We start from the raw sequence: 16,957 nt of genomic DNA, 5'->3' as shown, positions 1-16,957 counted from the left end.
CTGAGCAGGATCCACGGATCTAGAGGAGGCATCAAATGCCCAAGCAAACCCTCCCTGTCCTTCCTCTGAGGGACATTGTGGTTTTCCCAGACATGGTCGCGCCGCTCTTTGTGGGGCGTGACAAGTCCGTCCGGGCTCTTGAAATGGTCGATGAGGGTGAGAACGAGATTATGCTCGTGGCTCAGAAAGACCCCTCGACCGATGACCCGACGGCCGAAGACATTCACCAGCTTGGTACTGTTGCCACGATCCTGCAGCTGCTGAAGCTGCCGGACGGCACGGTCAAGGTTCTGGTCGAAGGCTCAAGCCGCGCGCGTATTGTCGAATTCAACGACCGCGACACCTATTTCGACGCCGATGTCGAACTCGTCGAGCCGGAAGCCGGCGATACGGGTGAGGTGCAGGCCTTGGCGCGCGCCGTGATCGACCAGTTCGAGAACTACGCCAAGCTCAATCGCAAAATCCCGCCGGAATCCGTTGCGACGGTTTCGCAGATCACCGACGCCGGCAAGCTTGCCGACGCGGTCGCATCCCAGCTGCAGGTCAAGCTCTCTGACAAGCAGGAGCTGCTTGAAATGACCAATGCCCGTGAGCGCCTCGAGAAGGTGTTTGCCCTGATGGAGGGCGAAATGGGCATGATGCAGATGGAGCGGAAGATCAAGAACCGCGTCAAACGCCAAATGGAGAAGACCCAGCGCGAATATTATCTGAATGAGCAGATGAAGGCCATTCAGCGCGAACTGGGCGATGCCGGAGAAGGCGAGCGTGACGAGGTTGCGGAGCTCGAAGAAAAGATCCGCGAAACCCCTCTTAGCGAGGAAGCCCGCGCGAAAGCCGATCAGGAGATGAAAAAGCTTCGCCAGATGAGCCCGATGTCGGCAGAGTCGACTGTGGTTCGGAACTATCTGGACTGGCTGCTTGCGCTGCCCTGGGGGCACCGCAAGGAAATCTCTACCGATCTCGACAAGGCCGAGGAACAGCTCGATCATGACCATTACGGTCTGGAGAAGGTGAAGGAACGGATCATCGAATATCTGGCCGTGCAGAAGCGCACCCAGAAGATGAAGGGTCCGATCCTCTGCCTCGTGGGCCCGCCCGGCGTCGGCAAGACGTCGCTCGGTCGCTCGATTGCGGAAGCTACGGGCCGTGACTTCGTGCGCGTGTCGCTTGGCGGCGTGCGTGACGAGAGCGAGATCCGCGGTCACCGCCGGACCTATATCGGCTCCATGCCGGGCCGGATCATTCAGTCAATGAAGAAGGCCAAATCCGGCAATCCGCTCTTCCTGCTCGACGAGATCGACAAGATGGGCATGGACCATCGCGGCGACCCGGCCTCGGCGCTTCTCGAAGTGCTCGATCCGGCGCAGAATTCGACGTTCAACGACCACTATCTGGAAGTCGATTACGACCTTTCGGACGTGATGTTCGTGACGACGGCGAACTCGCTCAACATGCCGCAGCCGCTTCTCGACCGGATGGAGATCATCCGCATCGCCGGCTACACTGAACCGGAGAAGCTGCAGATCGCCGAACGTCACCTGCTGCCCAAGATTCGTAAGGATCACGGGCTTGCCGAGAGCGAATGGATCGTTAACAGCGAAGCCATTCGCGATCTCATCCGCTACTATACGCGGGAAGCCGGTGTTCGTAATCTCGAGCGCGAACTGGCACGCCTTGCCCGCAAGGCAGTGCGCCGCATCACCCAGAAGGGCGAGACGGTCATTGAGGTGACGGCCGACAACCTTCCCGACTTCGCCGGCGTGCGGAAATTCCGCTTCGGCCTGGCAGACGAGGAAGACCAGATCGGTGCTGTTACCGGCCTTGCCTGGACGGAGACGGGCGGCGACCTGCTGACCATCGAAGCCGTCCAGATGCCTGGCCGCGGCATGATGAAGGTCACGGGCAACCTGAAGGACGTGATGAAAGAATCGATCCAGGCGGCGAGTTCGCTGGTCCGGTCGCGATCCGTCATGGTCGGTATCAAGCCGAGCCAGTTCAACACGACCGACATTCACGTGCACGTTCCGGATGGCGCAACGCCGAAGGATGGCCCGTCGGCGGGTATCGCGATGACGACGGCAATCGTGTCGCTGCTGACCGGTAACCCGGTGCGCCGCGATGTGGCGATGACCGGTGAGGTCTCCCTGCGTGGTCGGGTGCTGCCGATTGGTGGCCTGAAGGAGAAACTCCTTGCGGCCCTGCGTGGCGGTATCAAGACCGTCCTCATCCCGGAAGAGAACGAGAAGGATCTCGATGAAATTCCGGACGAGGTGAAGGGTGGCCTGAAGATCGTTCCGGTGACGGACATCAATGAGGTCTTTGCCCGCGCGCTGACCCGTCCATTGTCGCCGATCGAATGGTCGGATGAAGATGAGGCCGCGCTTCAGGCGAGCCTGGCCGGCAAGCCGCAAGGCGACGATGTCGGCGAGTCCATCCGCCACTAGGCGCCTGATATATTCAGACTGAGACGGCCCCTGCACATGATCGGCAGGGGCCGTCTTGCTTTTCGCGATCACCTCACGCAAAAAGCGAAAAGCACAGGGGCGGTTAGCTCAGTTGGTAGAGCATCTCGTTTACACCGAGAGGGTCAGCGGTTCGAGCCCGTTACCGCCCACCATTCATTCCGGGTAGCGCTGTGTGCCAGAAATCAGTCCAGTGGACTGATTTTACGGAATGAATGCCCCGGCAGGGGCGCGCTTGATTGATCCCGATAACGCAGCGCTTGGGCCTTCCCATTCCTGCGCCCATATGTTTCCTGCAGGCTCATAGAACAGATGAAACCGGGAGGCGCTGTGAAGCCCATGAAGCTTACGGACGAACAGGTAATGATCCAGGACATGGCGAAGGCTTTCGCGCTTGATCGCTTGCGCCCAAACGCGGCGCGCTGGGAGCAGGAAGCCTCGCTCGACCGCGATGTCCTGAAAGCGCTGGGCGAGCTCGGCTTTGGCGGGATTTACACCAAGGAAGAGCATGGCGGGTCTGGTCTTGGCCGTCTCGATGCCGTGCTGATCTTCGAACAGCTCTCGCGCGGCTGCGTGAGCCACGCCGCCTTCCTGTCGATCCACAATATGGCGACGTGGATGATCGACAGCTTCGGCGATGATGCCCTGCGCGCGAAATATGTCCCACGTCTGACGGCTGTCGAGCTCATCGCCTCCTATTGCCTGACCGAACCGGGGGCGGGATCCGACGCCGCGAGCCTCAAGACGAGCGCGAAACGCGAGGGCGACGAATATGTCCTGAACGGCTCGAAGGCCTTCATTTCAGGCGCGGGGTTCTCGGACGTCTATGTCGTGATGGCGCGAACCTCCGATGATGGTGCACGCGGCATCTCCGCTTTCGTGGTCGAGAAGGACTTTCCGGGGCTCTCCTTCGGCAAGATGGAAGAGAAGATGGGCTGGCGCGCCCAGCCGACCGGTATGGTGAATTTCGACGACTGCCGCGTGCCGGCTGAAAACCGTATCGGCGCCGAAGGCGAGGGCTTCCGCTTCGCCATGTCGGGTCTTGATGGCGGCCGGCTGAATATCGCAGCCTGTTCACTCGGCGGTGGCCAGGACGCGATCGACCGGGCGCTGGGCTATACGAAGGAACGCAAGCAGTTCGGCCAGCGCATTGTCGATTTCCAGGCGTCGCAGTTCAAACTCGCCGACATGGAGACAGAACTCTCGGCCGCTCGCGCGCTGCTCTACCAGGCGGCGAGCAAACTCGACGATAAGGCACCGGACGCGACCAAGTCGTGCGCCATGGCCAAGCGCTTCGTGACCGATACGGGATCGAAGGTCGCCAATGACGCGCTGCAGCTGCATGGCGGTTATGGCTACCTTGCAGATTACGAGGTCGAGCGCATCGTGCGTGACCTGCGCGTGCACCAGATCCTCGAAGGCACCAACGAGATCATGCGCGTCATCGTCTCGCGGGAAATGCTGCGCCAATAGGCCGGGCGCTCAGGCCGCAGTTGAGGGTTCACGCCGACGCGCGCGGGCGGCCTGGACGTCCGCGATCATGGCATGGAATTCCTCGCTCAGGGGCGGGGACTCTTCTGTGAGGCCGAGCAGGTCGACGACGTCGGCGACCGTCACTTTTTCCTTACCGCGGCTCGCAAAACGGGCGACGAGGCGCACACGGGCCGTCTCCCGGCCGTTGCGAAGGAAACGGTGCTCCAGGCAGAGATAGGTATCGGTCCAGCCGACCAGCCGCGTCGCGACTTCGAAGGCCTGGTGAGCGCTAAGCATTCCGCCAAAGACGGCGATCTCTGAGCAGACGACTGGAAACCAGCCGCGCTTGCGCAGCTTCTTCCAGGCGCCGGTCCGGATGATGTAATTGATGATGGCAAGATCGCTGAACGAGAAATACCGGCTGTTCGTCATGTGCGCGAACATGTCCTGATCGGTCAGCATGACGCGTGAGCGGATCCGTGTGGTGTCCAGAATGCCTGCCTTCTTCTTTGACAGGCTGGCGCGGATAAAGGTCAGGACGAGGCGGAGAAAGAGGTTCATGGGGCAGGCGGGGTCTCAGTAGGGCACAATCAGAGAACCTTCTGCATTCTTTGCACCAACTCGGCATTGAAATTGACGATGTGGGAGACTGCTTCGTGCGAGAAGATCGCACCAGTATACCAAGTGCGGTTCTGTCCCTGAATGCTTTCCAGGTCGCTCAGGAGGCCGCTACGGATCGCCTCGGGACTGTACTGGGCGAAATACTTCCAGCGCTTCTGCAGGATGACGTTGGTGACTGTGCCGCCATGCTTCGTGATGTCCGCGCGCAGCAATTCCTCGAGTTCGGGCGCTGTATAGTCACCCGTCAACTGGCCGGCCAGATAGAGCGGGCCGCCGAGTTCGGCTTCATACCCATCGCGCCGGGCCGAAAGCATCTGGCCACGCTCGGCACCCGGCACGACGGCCTCGCGGAAGGCTTCGACGTGGACATCGTCGAACCAGTCCTCGGCCGCGACCAGCGTGGTGGTGTAACCATTCCATTCAACAGCCGCCGCGATCTCACGCTCAAGCGCGGTCGACTCCGTCATCTTGATGAATTCGTCGAGCGGTATGGCACAGACCACCGTGTCGAATTTCTGGGTCTGGCCGCCGTCTGTCGTTATGGTCACGCCGTCATTGCCACGCTCGACACCGGTCACGCGGCTGTTCAGGCGCACATCCAGGCGGGCTGCTACGCGGCGCCAGAACTCCGCCCAGCCCTCGACGGGCATCTTCAGCTGTTTGAACAGCCCCGTGAGGATAAGCTTCATGTCATTCCAGCGCAGGGCCTGAACGGTTGGCACCTCGTCGATGAACCCATAGGCAATATTTGTTGTGGACCGCAGCATGAAGTTCTCGATCTTGCCGAGATTGCGTTCGCGTAGCCAGGTCTGGATCGGCGTGGCGGCTTCCTCGATGGCAGACTGCGGCGGGTTGGGCCGGGCCAGCTGTCGCTCAAGGCGCAGCTTCTCTTTCCAGTAGGTGAGAACCTGGAAGGGAAGGGCGGGGCCGTATCCGGACTTGACGAACTTCATGAAGTCGTCGCCGTCGAAGCGCTGGTCGCCGAGTGGAGACATCGGCATGCCGAGATCCTTCATCCACTGGTTCGTGATCTTGTGGGAGAACGTTGCATAGCAGGTCCCCATCTCCACGACGTTTTCACCATGATAGAAGGTGAACGACTTGCCACCGACCTCGCCGAGCGCTTCGAATATGGTTACCTCATGGCCGAGTTCCACGAGCATCCTGCCCATGCTGAGACCACCTGGACCTCCGCCAATAATGCCGACCTTGCGTTTGCTACTCAAAATGACAATCCGGTTTTGTGCTCAATTATGGGTCACCCAGTCGTGACAGCCATGCTTATGCAAGATGTGTTCTGCATATTGTCCTTCTGATTCGTAAGCAGTCTCGAACAATTTCGGTTCTACGTTTGGGCGTGAATTAACTAATTTTGGGTATCGAGAGTGCGCAATGCGTATTGAGCGAGACCCTTCTGCCAGCTTGAGTGCTCTGTTCCGGCCCCTGCCAGCGCCGACAGACGCATTGCAGCAAGACGTTTACCGCGAACAGCAGATCACTGTGGTCAAGCACCTGCTGTCGATGGGGCTGATCAACATATTTAACGGCCTTCTCGTTGCGGTCGCCGCGGCTGCGAAAGTGCCACTGATCAATGTCGCCATCTGGTATTTCCCGATCCTTCTCATGGGTCTCTTCCAGCTCTTTTCCTCGTGGCGGCTGCGAAATGTTGCCCCCCCGAAAAAGGTCAGCGGCTCTTACCTGCGCAAGGCTGAATTCGCGACCATCATAATCGGCATGGTCTGGGGTTCGGCATCGTTGCTGCTCGGTGGTGATGGTGACGATGCTCACCTCTTCTTCGTCTGGATGATGCAGGCGGGTATGGCGGCCGGGCTGACAAGTCTGCTCGGACCGGTTCCACGCATGACGATGCGCTTTGCTATGGCCTGCCTGTTGCCGGTCACAGTCATCAACTTCGCCCGAGGTGGCGATTATGCCCTGACCATTGCGCTTTTGAGCCTCGTCTTCCTGGCGTCGCTGGTCCATGGCAGCATGAATAGCTATCGCCATCTCAAGTCGATGATCAAGACGGTGCGCGAGAACCGCCGCTCGCGTGAGAATCTCGCTGACGCCATTGAGTCCTCCAACGACGCCTTCGCCTTCTATGATAGTGACGACCAGCTGCTTATCGCGAACGCGCGGCATCGCCACTGGTTCGGCGCGGACAAGCCGACTTTCCATATCGGTGAGGAAAGTGTGCCCGTTCTTCTAAAGAATGGCCGCTGGCTGATGCGCTCCACGCGTGAGACCGGAACAGGCGGTGCGGTTGTCGTTCATACCGACATTACAGCGCTGAAGACCCGTGAGCGCGAACTGATCGAGGCGCAGCGCGAAGCCGTGGAAGCTGATGCCGCCAAGAGCCGCTTCCTGTCGACGATGAGCCACGAGCTGCGCACGCCGATGAACATCATTCTCGGTTTCTCGAAGCTGATGAACGGTGACTCGAAGATCCGCCTCTCTGAAGACGAGATCCGCGAATATGCCGACAATATCCATGCGAGCGGCACGCATCTCCTGAAGCTCATCAATGATATTATCGACTATTCCAAGGTTGGCCTGGACCGGATTGCCATCAACCCGACGGTCGTGGACACCAAGTCACTGCTCACGGAAGCGATCACGCTTGCCGCCGGTTTCGAGAGCAAGACGACCATCGATTCCTTCGATGTCGCCGTGTCCTCGAAGCTTTCCATGATGATGGTGGATGAGACTGCGATGAAGCGGATCCTGATCAACCTCATCACCAACGCCATTCGCTTCAATCGGGAAGGGTGCAAGGTTGTGATCCGGGCCGGCCTCGACGGCGAGGGTGAGCCGTTCATTGCTGTCCGTGACTTCGGCCCCGGCATCCCTGAGAACAAGCTGGAGCGGGTCTTCGAGGCCTTCTATCAGGGGGACTCAAGCCTCGACCGGCACTATGGCGGCACGGGCCTCGGCCTTACGCTCTGCCGGCACCTGTCGCGGCTGCTGTCTGGTGATGTCGAACTCAAGTCGCGGGTGGGCGTGGGGACGACCGCTATCCTGAAACTGCCGAAGTCCGCTTTGATCCACGATGAACAGGTCACCAAGTCCGGCCGGGACGACAAGCAGCGTAACGTCGCCTGATCAGCGGTCCCATAGCGCGTCGAGCGCTTCGCCGATCGCATAGGCTGGACGGGCCATGGCCGGCGTCGTTCGCAATCCGATCATGGCTGAGCCGGTAAGCGCCGTGTCCTTGTCGCTTTCCGGGGGCCACTTCGTCCCGGCGACAAAGCCAAAGTCGAGACTTGCCAGGAACTGTCCGAATTCCAGCTCACGCTCATCCTTGAACAGCGGCATCCAGACCAGGAACATGGCCTTCGGCCAGCGTTTCATCGCGCGCGGTATCCATTCAGCCAGAGCTTCCATGTCGCGATCGGTCTCGTAACTCGGGTCCAGGAAGGCGATGAGGCGTTCCTTGCTGCGCGGCTGCAGGCTCAAGGCGCCCTTGTAGCCATCCTCTTTCAGCGCACGCGTCCGCATGTCGCCGGAAAGTGCGTTGTTGAGTTTTTCGTATTCGGCCGGGTGCTTCTCGAAGAAGATCATGCGGTCTTCATCGCGCAGGCAGTGACGGGCGAGGGCAGGGGAGCCCGGATAGTTGCGCACCGTGCGTCCGCGCACATAATCGAGCCAGGGCTGCAGCGGCTCGGGAGGAGACTTCATCTCGAGCAGGCGGCCGATGCCATCATCGGCCTCGGCTGTCTTTCGTGCCTGGGTGCCGGTCAGGTCATAGGTGCCCGCGGCGGCATGTGTTTCGACGTAGAGCCAGGGATGGGTTGCCTGCGCGGCGACGCCGAGAACGGAAAACAGGACGGAATGCTTGAACACATCCGCCCTGTTTCCTGCGTGAAAGCCGTGTTGGTAGGAGAGCAAGCGCTACTCTTCTTTCTCCGCCAGCGATTCCTTGCGGGTCGCTTCGAACTCATTGCCTTCATACCAGGTTGGCCATTCGTCACTGTTGATGATTTCGAGGCCCACCTGGTAGAGCGCGGTGATGTCTTCCTGCATGCCGGAGAGGTTCCAGCTGTCGTCATACTCGTCCATCGGTTTGTGATAGCGCTGGACGGTATAGGCCTCTGACGCTGCCATGCCGGCGGCTTCGCCCCCGTCACGCTTGTCGATGCCGCCATCGGCATAGAGCATTGGGACGCCCTTCTTGGCGAACGAAATGTGGTCGGAGCGATAGAAGTAACCGGCTTCCGGTTTCGGGTCCGGTTCGACGATCCGGTCCTGGGAGTCCAGCTTGCTGGTCAGGATGTCTTCCAGTTCGGAGGCACCATAGCCGACGACGACCATGTCCTTTGTCCGGCCGATCGGCAGCATGCCATCCATGTTCACACCGGCGACGATCTGGTTCATCGGCACGGTCGGGTTCTCGGCATAATAGGCCGAACCCAGCAGGCCGGATTCTTCCAGCGTCACGGAGACGAACAGGCCTGAACGTGGATGATCTTCGGCAGCCATGGCTTCGGCGATTTCCAGCAGGGCGGACACGCCGGTCGCATTGTCGACTGCGCCGTTGAAGATGTCATCGCGGTAGAAGTCCTGGCCCGGTTCGCCGGTGCGTTCTTCGGACTTCTTGCCGAGGTGGTCCCAGTGCGCTGTGTAGAGAACGTATTCGTCCGGTGCTTCGGTGCCCGGCAGGACACCAACCACATTGCGGGAATTCATCCGGTCAACCGACTGCACGATCTTCCCGGAGGCTGTGAGGTCGCCCATGTCGACAGCCTCGAAGCCTGGCTCCTTGGCGGCATCCTTGAGATCGTCAAAGTCGAGACCGGCTTCGGCGAAGAGCTTGCGGGCAATTTCCTCGGTCACCCATGACTCGTAGACGGTGCGGTCGACGCCGCCATTCTCGCGAACGAGATCGGCCTGTGCGCCGGACCAGGAATTGGCCACGACATCCCAGCCATAGGAGGCCGGGGCTGTTTCGTGGATGACGATTGCGCCGGTGGCACCCTGGCGGGCGGCTTCTTCATACTTGTAGGTCCAGCGGCCATAATAGGTCATGGCCTTGCCCTTGAAGAGGTCGTCGGTCTCGCGCGCGAAGCCCGGATCGTTGACCAGCATGACCACGGTCTTGCCCTCGACATCGAGGCCCTCATAGTCATTCCAGTCATATTCCGGGGCGACAACGCCGTAGCCGACGAAGACAAGTTCGGAATCATCAAAGGTGAACTCGTTCTCGCTCTGGCGCTTGGTCCAGAGTACGGCATCTGTCTTGAGTTCCATCGGGAAGGTCTCGCCGGAACGGCCGCCTTCGAAGGTCAGGTTCGAGGCGCTCTCGTCGAGCGTCTGCTCGACCATGCCGACATTCTGAAACCATGAGCCATCATCGCCGCCCGGTTCGAGACCGACGCGCTGCATTTCTGCGGCAATCCAGTCGGCAGCCTTTTCGCCTTTTTCGGCGCCGGGGCCGCGGCCCTCATATGTGTCATCGGCCAGCGTCTTGATGCGGACCGCAAGATCGTCAGCAGTGATCGCATCCTCGGTGTCTTCGGGGAGCGGCAGTAGAAGATCGCCGGACGCGGCGTTCGCGGTTTCCATCTGCCCGTCAGACTCGTCGGTCTGGGCGGCTTCGGTCGTCGTATCGATGTCGGCAGGCTCGGCGGCCTCGTCTGCGGCAGGCGAACAGGCCGCCAGCGCGAGAAGGGCAACAGAGGACCAGAGCGAATACTTCATGGACGGGTCTCCCATAGGTCTATCCGGCCACGGTTCTTACATAGCGTCCATGCGGGAACAAGCTGGAGGCTGCTGCGAGGGCCACCAGGCCGGCCCTATTGGTCTTCCGGCAGGAGAATGTACTCCGTTTCACCTTCAGGCAGGCGGAGGGGCGTGCCGTCAAAGCGGCGGGCAATCGAATCGCGCCAGTCGGCCTTCGCCTGGTCGATGAGGTCCTTGTTGCTGGCGACGAGATTCCACTCGATTTTCCTGGGACCGTCCATGGTCTGGCCGCCTGCGAGCATCAGATGACTGCCGGGCTGTGCCTCCACACGGACCGTCGCCCCTGCCTTGAGAATGACCATCGTACCGGTTTCGACGGTTTCTCCATCGATACGGGCCGAACCACCCGCAACATAGACGGCCCGCTCCTCGGCCGCATTGTCCGGGATTTCGAAATCCGCACCGTTTGGCGCGCTTATGCCCACATACCAGATGCCCCACGGAAACTCGACGGGAGAGCGATGCCCCCAGGCCGTGCCAGCCAGCACTTGCGCATTTGCACCGCCAAGGTCGAAAGAGGGGAGACTTTCCTTCGGGTGATGAGTGAAGGAGGGCGCGTCCTGTTCATTGGCTTCGGGCAGGGCGACCCAGGTCTGGATTCCATGAAGGCGCATCCCGGCCGCGCGCTCCTCAGGTGGGGTCCGTTCGGAGTGGACGATGCCCCTGCCGGCCACCATCCAGTTCACAGCGCCGGGCCGGATCACGATGTCAGAGCCAACCGAATCCTTGTGCGCAATTGCACCGTCGAAGAGATAAGTGACCGTAGCGAGTCCGATATGGGGGTGTGGGCGGACATCCATCCCGTCGCCGGGCTTATAGTCGACCGGGCCGAAATGGTCGAAGAAAATGAATGGGCCGACGAGGCGGCGAGTGCGATAGGGCAGGACGCGCCGAACGGTAAAACCCCCGCCAAGCTCGTGCCGGCGCGCCTCGATGCGCTGCTGAATGCCGCTGTTCATGATCCTGCCTCCTTGAACTTGTCCCGGCTTGGCGCATTTTGCACCAGTGACCGGCGAACTCCAGCCATACCTCAAAGCGCTCAGGGCATGTCGCTTATGCGAGAACGACATGGACCGGGCGCCCAACCCCATCGTCCGGGCGTCGCAGGGCGCCCGCATCCTTGTCGCAAGCCAGGCGCCAGGCAATCTGGCTGATCGCTCGAGCCGGCCGTTCGCCGACCCCTCCGGCGTGCGTTTGCGCGACTGGATGGGGGTCTCGGAGGACGAGTTCTACGATGAGACGCGTATCGCAATCGCCCCGATGGGCTTCTGCTTTCCTGGCTATGACGCCAAAGGCGGCGACCTGCCGCCAATGAAAATCTGCGCGCCCACCTGGCGTGAAGGCCTGCTGACCCGGCTGCCCAATCTCGAGCTTGTGCTCGCGATCGGCGGATACGCGCAGGGCTGGCATCTCGGCAAGGCCAAGGCGAAGACGCTGACGGACACGGTCAAAGAGTGGCAGCTTCACCTGGCTGAGCGGAATGTCCTTCCAACACCGCATCCAAGCTGGCGCAATAATGGCTGGTTGAAGAAGCACCCATGGTTTGAAGCGGAGCTTGTGCCTGTGCTGCGCAAAAAGGTGAGGGCGCTGTTATGAGGCGTCTTCTGCTTGCAATAACGCTCTTGCTGGCCGCCTGCGCCACGCCCAGAATGCAGACCCGTCTTGAGCCGGAGACACCCGTGCAGCCCAGCTTTTCGCCTGACACGAACACCTTCACAAGTTTTGATGGCGCTGCACTGGGGCTGACTGTCTGGAAGGCTGATCAGCCCGAACCGGATTATGTCGTCGTCGGTCTTCACGGCATGAACGACTATGCGAACGCCTTCCACATGGCCGCACCATGGCTCGCCGAACGGGGCGTGACGACTTACGCCTATGACCAGAGGGGCTTTGGCCGCTCCGTCCATCGCGGCATCTGGCCGGATCCGGACCTGATGCGGCAGGACCTGCGCACGGCGATCAAGGTCGCAAAGGCTAATTACCCCGACACACCGCTTGCGGTGATCGGTATTTCCATGGGCGGCGCCGTCGCGATGACGGTGTTCGGGTCCGATAATCCACCGGAAGCCGTCGACAGGCTCATCCTGTCTGGACCGGGCCTCCGTGGCTGGGGCGCCATCAATTCGCTCTACAAGGCAAGCCTCTGGCTCTCGACGCATGTCCGTCCAGCCTGGATCGTTCGTCCGCCCAGAGGCGTGAAGATCGAACCCTCCGATAATGTCGAGATGCTGCGCCGGCTCTGGGAAGATCCGCTCGGCCTCAAGGATAATCGTATCGACCAGGTTTATGGGGTCGTGTCACTGATGGAAGAGGCTCATCAGGCCGCCACGGACTTGACGCCAGATATCCCGACCCTTCTGACTTATGGCGCAAAGGACATTGTGATTCCGGATGCAGCCATGAAGCGGACCGTGCGCACACTGCCGCCCCACGTACAGACCGCTTTCTACGAGAACGGCTACCACATGCTGCTGAGAGATCTTCAGTCGGAGGTTGTCTTTGCGGATATTCTTGCGTTTCTGGAAAATCCTTCTTCAGAGCCGCCATCAGGAGCGCCGTCCATTCCCGCAAGGTGAGAGGGCGGGTTGACCGTGCCCTTTAGAGCGCTAAGCCGCACGGCAAGTCGCTGGAGATTTAGAATGTTCGACCATCCGTCATACGACCATCATGAAGGCGTCCACTTTTTTGAAGATGCAGACAGTGGCCTGCGCGCGATCATTGCTGTGCATTCGACGGCACGCGGCCCCGCCGCTGGCGGCTGCCGCATGTGGCAGTATGAGACGGGTGAACAGGCCCTTCGCGACGCGCTTCGCCTGTCGCAGGGGATGAGCTTCAAGAATGCCATGGCGGGTCTCCCGCTGGGCGGCGGCAAGGCTGTCATCTGGGGCAATTCCAAGACGGACAAGTCTCCCAAGCTGTTCGAGGCCTTTGGGCGCGCGATCGAGTCGCTTAACGGGGCTTACTATACGGCTGAGGATGTAGGCGTAGATACCGATGACATGGCTGTTGTCGCTACGCAGACGAAATATGTGGCCGGCCTGGATACTGGCGAAGCGGCCAGTGGCGATCCTTCCCCGGTCACTGCCCTTGGTGTGTATCGCGGCATCAAGAGTTGCGCGAAGCGTGTCTTCGGAACGGATGACCTGTCGGGCCGGACCATTGCCGTTCAGGGTGTCGGGTCTGTCGGAGGCTATCTCTGCGACCATCTCGCCAAGGAAGGCGCCCGCCTCTACGTCTGCGACATTGACGAGGAGGAGCTCGCCAAGGTCTGCGCGCGGACAGGCGCCACGCGGATCAAGACTGACGAGATCTATGATGTCGATGCGGAAATTTTCTCCCCGAATGCGCTCGGCGCCGTCATCAACCGGGCGACATTGCCGCGCCTGAAGGCAAAGATCATTGCCGGTGGGGCAAACAACCAGCTTGCCAGCCCGGATATGGATAGCGCTGTACGTGAAGCCGGCATCCTGTATGCGCCGGATTACGTCATCAATGGCGGCGGCATCATCAATGTCGCGGCCGAGATTTCCGGCGCCTATTCACGCAACTGGGTCATCGGGAAGCTTAACGTTCTGATCGATACTCTGGGAGAAGTTCTCGACGACGCCCTGCAGAACAATCTGCCGACCAATAGGGTCGCCGAGCGGATCGCGCGTGAGCGGATCTCAGCCGCCAAAAACGGCTGAGATCGATCACGTTTCTCCTAGCGCCCGCGGGACCACCAGCCGCGGCGCTTGGGTTTCTTCTCTTCCCGGGTCTCTTCCTTGTCCTCGGTCACGAGGACGGGCTCGCTCGCGACGGGCTTGCCGGGCTCGTAGACAGCCGCTGAAGGCGTTGGTTCTTCAGCCGCCGTTTCGTTGTCTTCGGATGTCGTTTCCGGCTTGGCTGGTGCGGGCGCTGGCGTTTCAGTTTCAGGCTCTGGTTCGGTTGCCTTGGCCTCCGAGACCTTCTCAGCGTTGCCTTTCTGCTCCGATACAGCATCGTCATTTGCTGCTGTCGGCTGCTCGGCTTTCGCCTCTGCTATTTCCGGTTCGGGCGCTGGCGGTGAAGCTTCGGTATCGGGCGTTTCCTGCACCGGTTCGGCTGCCTCGGCCTTCCCTTCATTCTGCTCAGCCTGGGCCGCATTCTCCTTCTTGCCCCGGCGCGGACGGCGACGGCGGGAAGGCTTGGGCGTTGCTTCCGGCTCTTCAGCCTTTTCGGCTTCCAGAGCGACCGTCTTGGCAAGCTGCGGCTGCGAGGCGGCGGCACGGTTGGCGGCTTGCGGGTCAGGCAGGGCTGGCGGTTCCTCGTCAAACAGGGCAGGGGCGCTTACCGAAAGGCCATCGAGTAGCGCGCCGCCATCGGCAGGGACGATGGGGCCGGTCTCACGGCGTCTGCGGCGGCCACCCCGGCGGCCACGGCGCCGGCGCTTGCGCGGCTGGCCGGACTTGTCGTCATCGGCCTGCGAGGTGTCCTGATTGTCCGTTTCATCATCGGTATCGGTATCGGTGTCGTCGGCTTCCTCTGCCTCCTCGGCTTCCTGAGGCAGCTTGTCGTCATCCTCGTCGCCGATGATGTGCTTGTTGCGGTCGGACGAGCGCGACTTGCGCCTGGATTTCTGGTTGGGATCCTTTTCCGCATCGATCTTGAAGTCGCCCGGCAGAAGGTCGTCGGAGGAGCGAACCGAAACAGCAAAGCCAGCTTCATCCTCGATCTCGGTGATCGCTTCGCGCTTGTTGTTCAACAGGTAGAGCGCGACCTCTGTCGGTGCGTGCACCGTGATAGAGGCAAGACCACCACCGGAGGCGCGGGCCTCCAGCGTGCGGAGCAGTTGCAGGGCCGCAGACGGCACCGAGCGGCGGCGGCCGGTGCCGTTACAGGCATCGCACGGATCCGACGTCGCCTGCAGGACGCCTGCACGGCGGCGCTGACGGGAGATTTCCATCAGGCCAAATTGTGAAATCTTCCCGCACTGGACCCGGGCGCGATCGATCTTCAGGCAATCCTTCAGCTTTTTCTCGACGGCGCGGTTGTTCTTGTTCTCCTCCATGTCGATGAAGTCGATGACAACCAGGCCGGCGAGATCGCGCAGGCGCATCTGGCGGCAGGCTTCTTCAGCCGCTTCGAGGTTGGTGCGCAGGGCCGTCTGTTCGATATTGCGTTCGCGGGTCGCCTTGCCGGAGTTCACGTCGATCGCAACCAGCGCTTCGGTCTGGTTGATGACAAGATAGCCGCCGGACTTCATCTGGACGACAGGCGAGAAGATGGAATCGAGCTGTTCCTCGACATTCTCCGAGACGAAGAGCGGGGATTTGCCTTTCCACTGCTTCACCTTCCGCGCCTGGGTCGGCATGATCATCTTGGAGAGATCCTTGGCCTCGCGATAGGCGTCCTGACCCTGGATGATGACTTCCTCAATGTCCTTGTCGAACATGTCGCGCATGGCGCGGTGAACCAGGCCTCCTTCCTCATGGATGAGGCAGGGCGCGATGGATTCCAGCGTCTTGTTGCGAATATTGTCCCAGAGCTTCTGGAGATATTCGTAATCGCGCCGGATGTCGGTCTTGGTACGCTTGGCGCCTGCAGTCCGCACGATCAGGCCCATACCGTTCGGCACGTCGAGGCTGCCCATGATTTCCTTCAGGCGCTTGCGGTCCGACCCGTTGGCGATCTTGCGGGAAATGCCGCCGCCACGGGGCGTGTTCGGCATCAGGACACTGTAGCGGCCGGCAAGCGAGAGGAAGGTGGTAAGCGCTGCGCCCTTGTTGCCACGCTCTTCCTTGACGACCTGGACCAGCATGACCTGCCGGCGCCGGATCACTTCCTGGATCTTGTAGCGCTTCGACATGGAACTCTGGGACCGCTTGCGTGCGGCCGGCCTGGCGCCGTTATTCCCGCTATTGCTGTCGCCGTCGCCAGCACTGTCGTCGTCACTATCGTCGGAATCATCGTCAGAATCGATCAGGTCGGAGGGCGATTCCATATCGTCATCCGGGTCGTCGGCGTCGAGGTCGTCATTTTCGGCTGCTGCACGCGCAGCATCCTGGATCAGTGCTTCGCGGTCTTCCTGTGGAAGCTGGTAGTAATCCGGATGGATTTCGCTGAACGCCAGAAAGCCATGACGGTTGCCGCCATAATCGACGAAACAGGCCTGTAGGGAGGGTTCTACCCGCGTCACTTTCGCGAGGTAGATATTGCCTCTCAGTTGTTCCTTGCCGGTTGTCTCGAAATCGAAGTCATCAACTTGTCCATCCGAAACGAGGGCCACCCGGGTCTCTTCCTGGTGGACCGCATCGATCAGCATTAACTTGCTCATATGCAATCGCCTTGTTGGCTGGCGGCGCGGTCCTCCGGTTTTTCCGTGAGGCTCTGCGGCTATCGCCAGTGATGTTTTGTGGGGAGCTTGCAAGCCAGCTCATCCGCGCGCCTCGGGGCGCAATACGTGACGATCCTTGCTGGTTATCAAGCGACATAAGTATGGTCATCCGTGTCCGACTGGGCCGCATGCGGCATTACCTTAAGCCTGGCCACGCGCCTGTACGGGGATTTTACGTGTCCCCGTTTCGAACGGGGTAGGTCGAACATGCCCAAAGCTGAGCACGATGAAAAGCGTAAAATGACACAAAACGGAAAAACGCAGTGGCTGCGGTGACGGTAAATGTTGGATTAATCATGACTGTGGC

Annotated in this window: 12 protein-coding genes and 1 tRNA gene; 7 read left to right on the top strand and 6 right to left on the bottom strand. The window is 60.6% G+C overall.

Going from position 1 to position 16,957, the window contains the following annotated elements; genetic code table 11:
- Positions 1-35 precede the first annotated feature (35 nt).
- The 3 genes from lon (at position 36) to Q1K29_RS07805 (ending at position 3,935) form a co-directional block, all read left to right on the top strand.
- On the top strand, positions 36-2,444 hold the full coding sequence (gene lon, locus Q1K29_RS07815; protein WP_300392944.1) for an endopeptidase La: 2,409 nt from the start codon (positions 36-38) through the stop codon (positions 2,442-2,444).
- A 97-nt stretch (positions 2,445-2,541) separates the two neighbouring features.
- Positions 2,542-2,617: transfer RNA gene (locus Q1K29_RS07810), tRNA-Val, on the top strand.
- Positions 2,618-2,801: 184 nt separating this feature from the next.
- Positions 2,802-3,935 (top strand): acyl-CoA dehydrogenase family protein, encoded by a 1,134-nt coding sequence (locus Q1K29_RS07805; protein WP_300392941.1) that lies wholly within the window; start codon positions 2,802-2,804, stop codon positions 3,933-3,935.
- 9 nt (positions 3,936-3,944) lie between these two features.
- Here the strand turns inward: Q1K29_RS07805 and Q1K29_RS07800 are convergent, their stop codons facing one another.
- Both Q1K29_RS07800 and Q1K29_RS07795 read right to left on the bottom strand, forming a co-directional pair.
- Complete coding sequence (locus Q1K29_RS07800; RefSeq protein ID WP_300392938.1) at positions 3,945-4,496, bottom strand: thioesterase family protein; 552 nt, start codon at positions 4,494-4,496, stop codon at positions 3,945-3,947.
- A gap of 29 nt (positions 4,497-4,525) precedes the next feature.
- Positions 4,526-5,782: an FAD-dependent oxidoreductase gene (locus Q1K29_RS07795; RefSeq protein ID WP_300392935.1), complete on the bottom strand. Its 1,257-nt coding sequence runs from the start codon at positions 5,780-5,782 to the stop codon at positions 4,526-4,528.
- Positions 5,783-5,948: 166 nt separating this feature from the next.
- Between Q1K29_RS07795 and Q1K29_RS07790 the strand changes: the two genes are divergently transcribed.
- Positions 5,949-7,658, top strand: coding sequence for an ATP-binding protein (locus tag Q1K29_RS07790; RefSeq protein ID WP_300392932.1), 1,710 nt, complete (start codon positions 5,949-5,951; stop codon positions 7,656-7,658).
- Here Q1K29_RS07790 and rlmJ read toward each other — a convergent pair whose 3' ends face one another.
- The 3 genes from rlmJ to Q1K29_RS07775 all read right to left on the bottom strand — a co-directional run bounded on the left by rlmJ (position 7,659) and on the right by Q1K29_RS07775 (position 11,254).
- On the bottom strand, positions 7,659-8,399 hold the full coding sequence (rlmJ, locus tag Q1K29_RS07785) for a 23S rRNA (adenine(2030)-N(6))-methyltransferase RlmJ (RefSeq protein ID WP_300392929.1): 741 nt from the start codon (positions 8,397-8,399) through the stop codon (positions 7,659-7,661).
- 48 nt (positions 8,400-8,447) lie between these two features.
- The gene (locus tag Q1K29_RS07780; RefSeq protein ID WP_300392926.1) at positions 8,448-10,253 is read right to left on the bottom strand and encodes a M28 family metallopeptidase; all 1,806 of its coding nucleotides are present in this window, start codon (positions 10,251-10,253) and stop codon (positions 8,448-8,450) included.
- A gap of 95 nt (positions 10,254-10,348) precedes the next feature.
- On the bottom strand, positions 10,349-11,254 hold the full coding sequence (locus tag Q1K29_RS07775; protein ID WP_300392924.1) for a pirin family protein: 906 nt from the start codon (positions 11,252-11,254) through the stop codon (positions 10,349-10,351).
- Positions 11,255-11,363: 109 nt separating this feature from the next.
- On the opposite strand from Q1K29_RS07775, the gene Q1K29_RS07770 reads away from it, so the two are divergent.
- The 3 genes from Q1K29_RS07770 to Q1K29_RS07760 all read left to right on the top strand — a co-directional run bounded on the left by Q1K29_RS07770 (position 11,364) and on the right by Q1K29_RS07760 (position 13,981).
- Positions 11,364-11,891, top strand: a complete 528-nt coding sequence (locus Q1K29_RS07770) for a uracil-DNA glycosylase family protein (protein WP_300392921.1) — start codon at positions 11,364-11,366, stop codon at positions 11,889-11,891.
- A complete protein-coding gene (locus Q1K29_RS07765) occupies positions 11,888-12,871 on the top strand; it encodes an alpha/beta hydrolase (RefSeq protein ID WP_300392918.1) in 984 nt (327 codons plus the stop codon). The genes Q1K29_RS07770 and Q1K29_RS07765 overlap by 4 nt, the downstream gene beginning before the upstream one ends.
- A gap of 63 nt (positions 12,872-12,934) precedes the next feature.
- Entirely contained in the window at positions 12,935-13,981 is a 1,047-nt protein-coding gene (locus Q1K29_RS07760; RefSeq protein WP_300392916.1) for a Glu/Leu/Phe/Val dehydrogenase, read from the top strand.
- Between the two features lie 17 nt (positions 13,982-13,998).
- Here the strand turns inward: Q1K29_RS07760 and Q1K29_RS07755 are convergent, their stop codons facing one another.
- Complete coding sequence (locus Q1K29_RS07755) at positions 13,999-16,590, bottom strand: ribonuclease E/G (protein ID WP_300392913.1); 2,592 nt, start codon at positions 16,588-16,590, stop codon at positions 13,999-14,001.
- Positions 16,591-16,957 lie beyond the last annotated feature (367 nt).

It is taken from the genome of Henriciella sp. (assembly GCF_029937755.1).
Lineage (GTDB): Bacteria > Pseudomonadota > Alphaproteobacteria > Caulobacterales > Hyphomonadaceae > Henriciella.
Note: the sequence above shows the minus strand (reverse complement) of the source record. Positions and strands in the feature narration are given on the sequence as shown.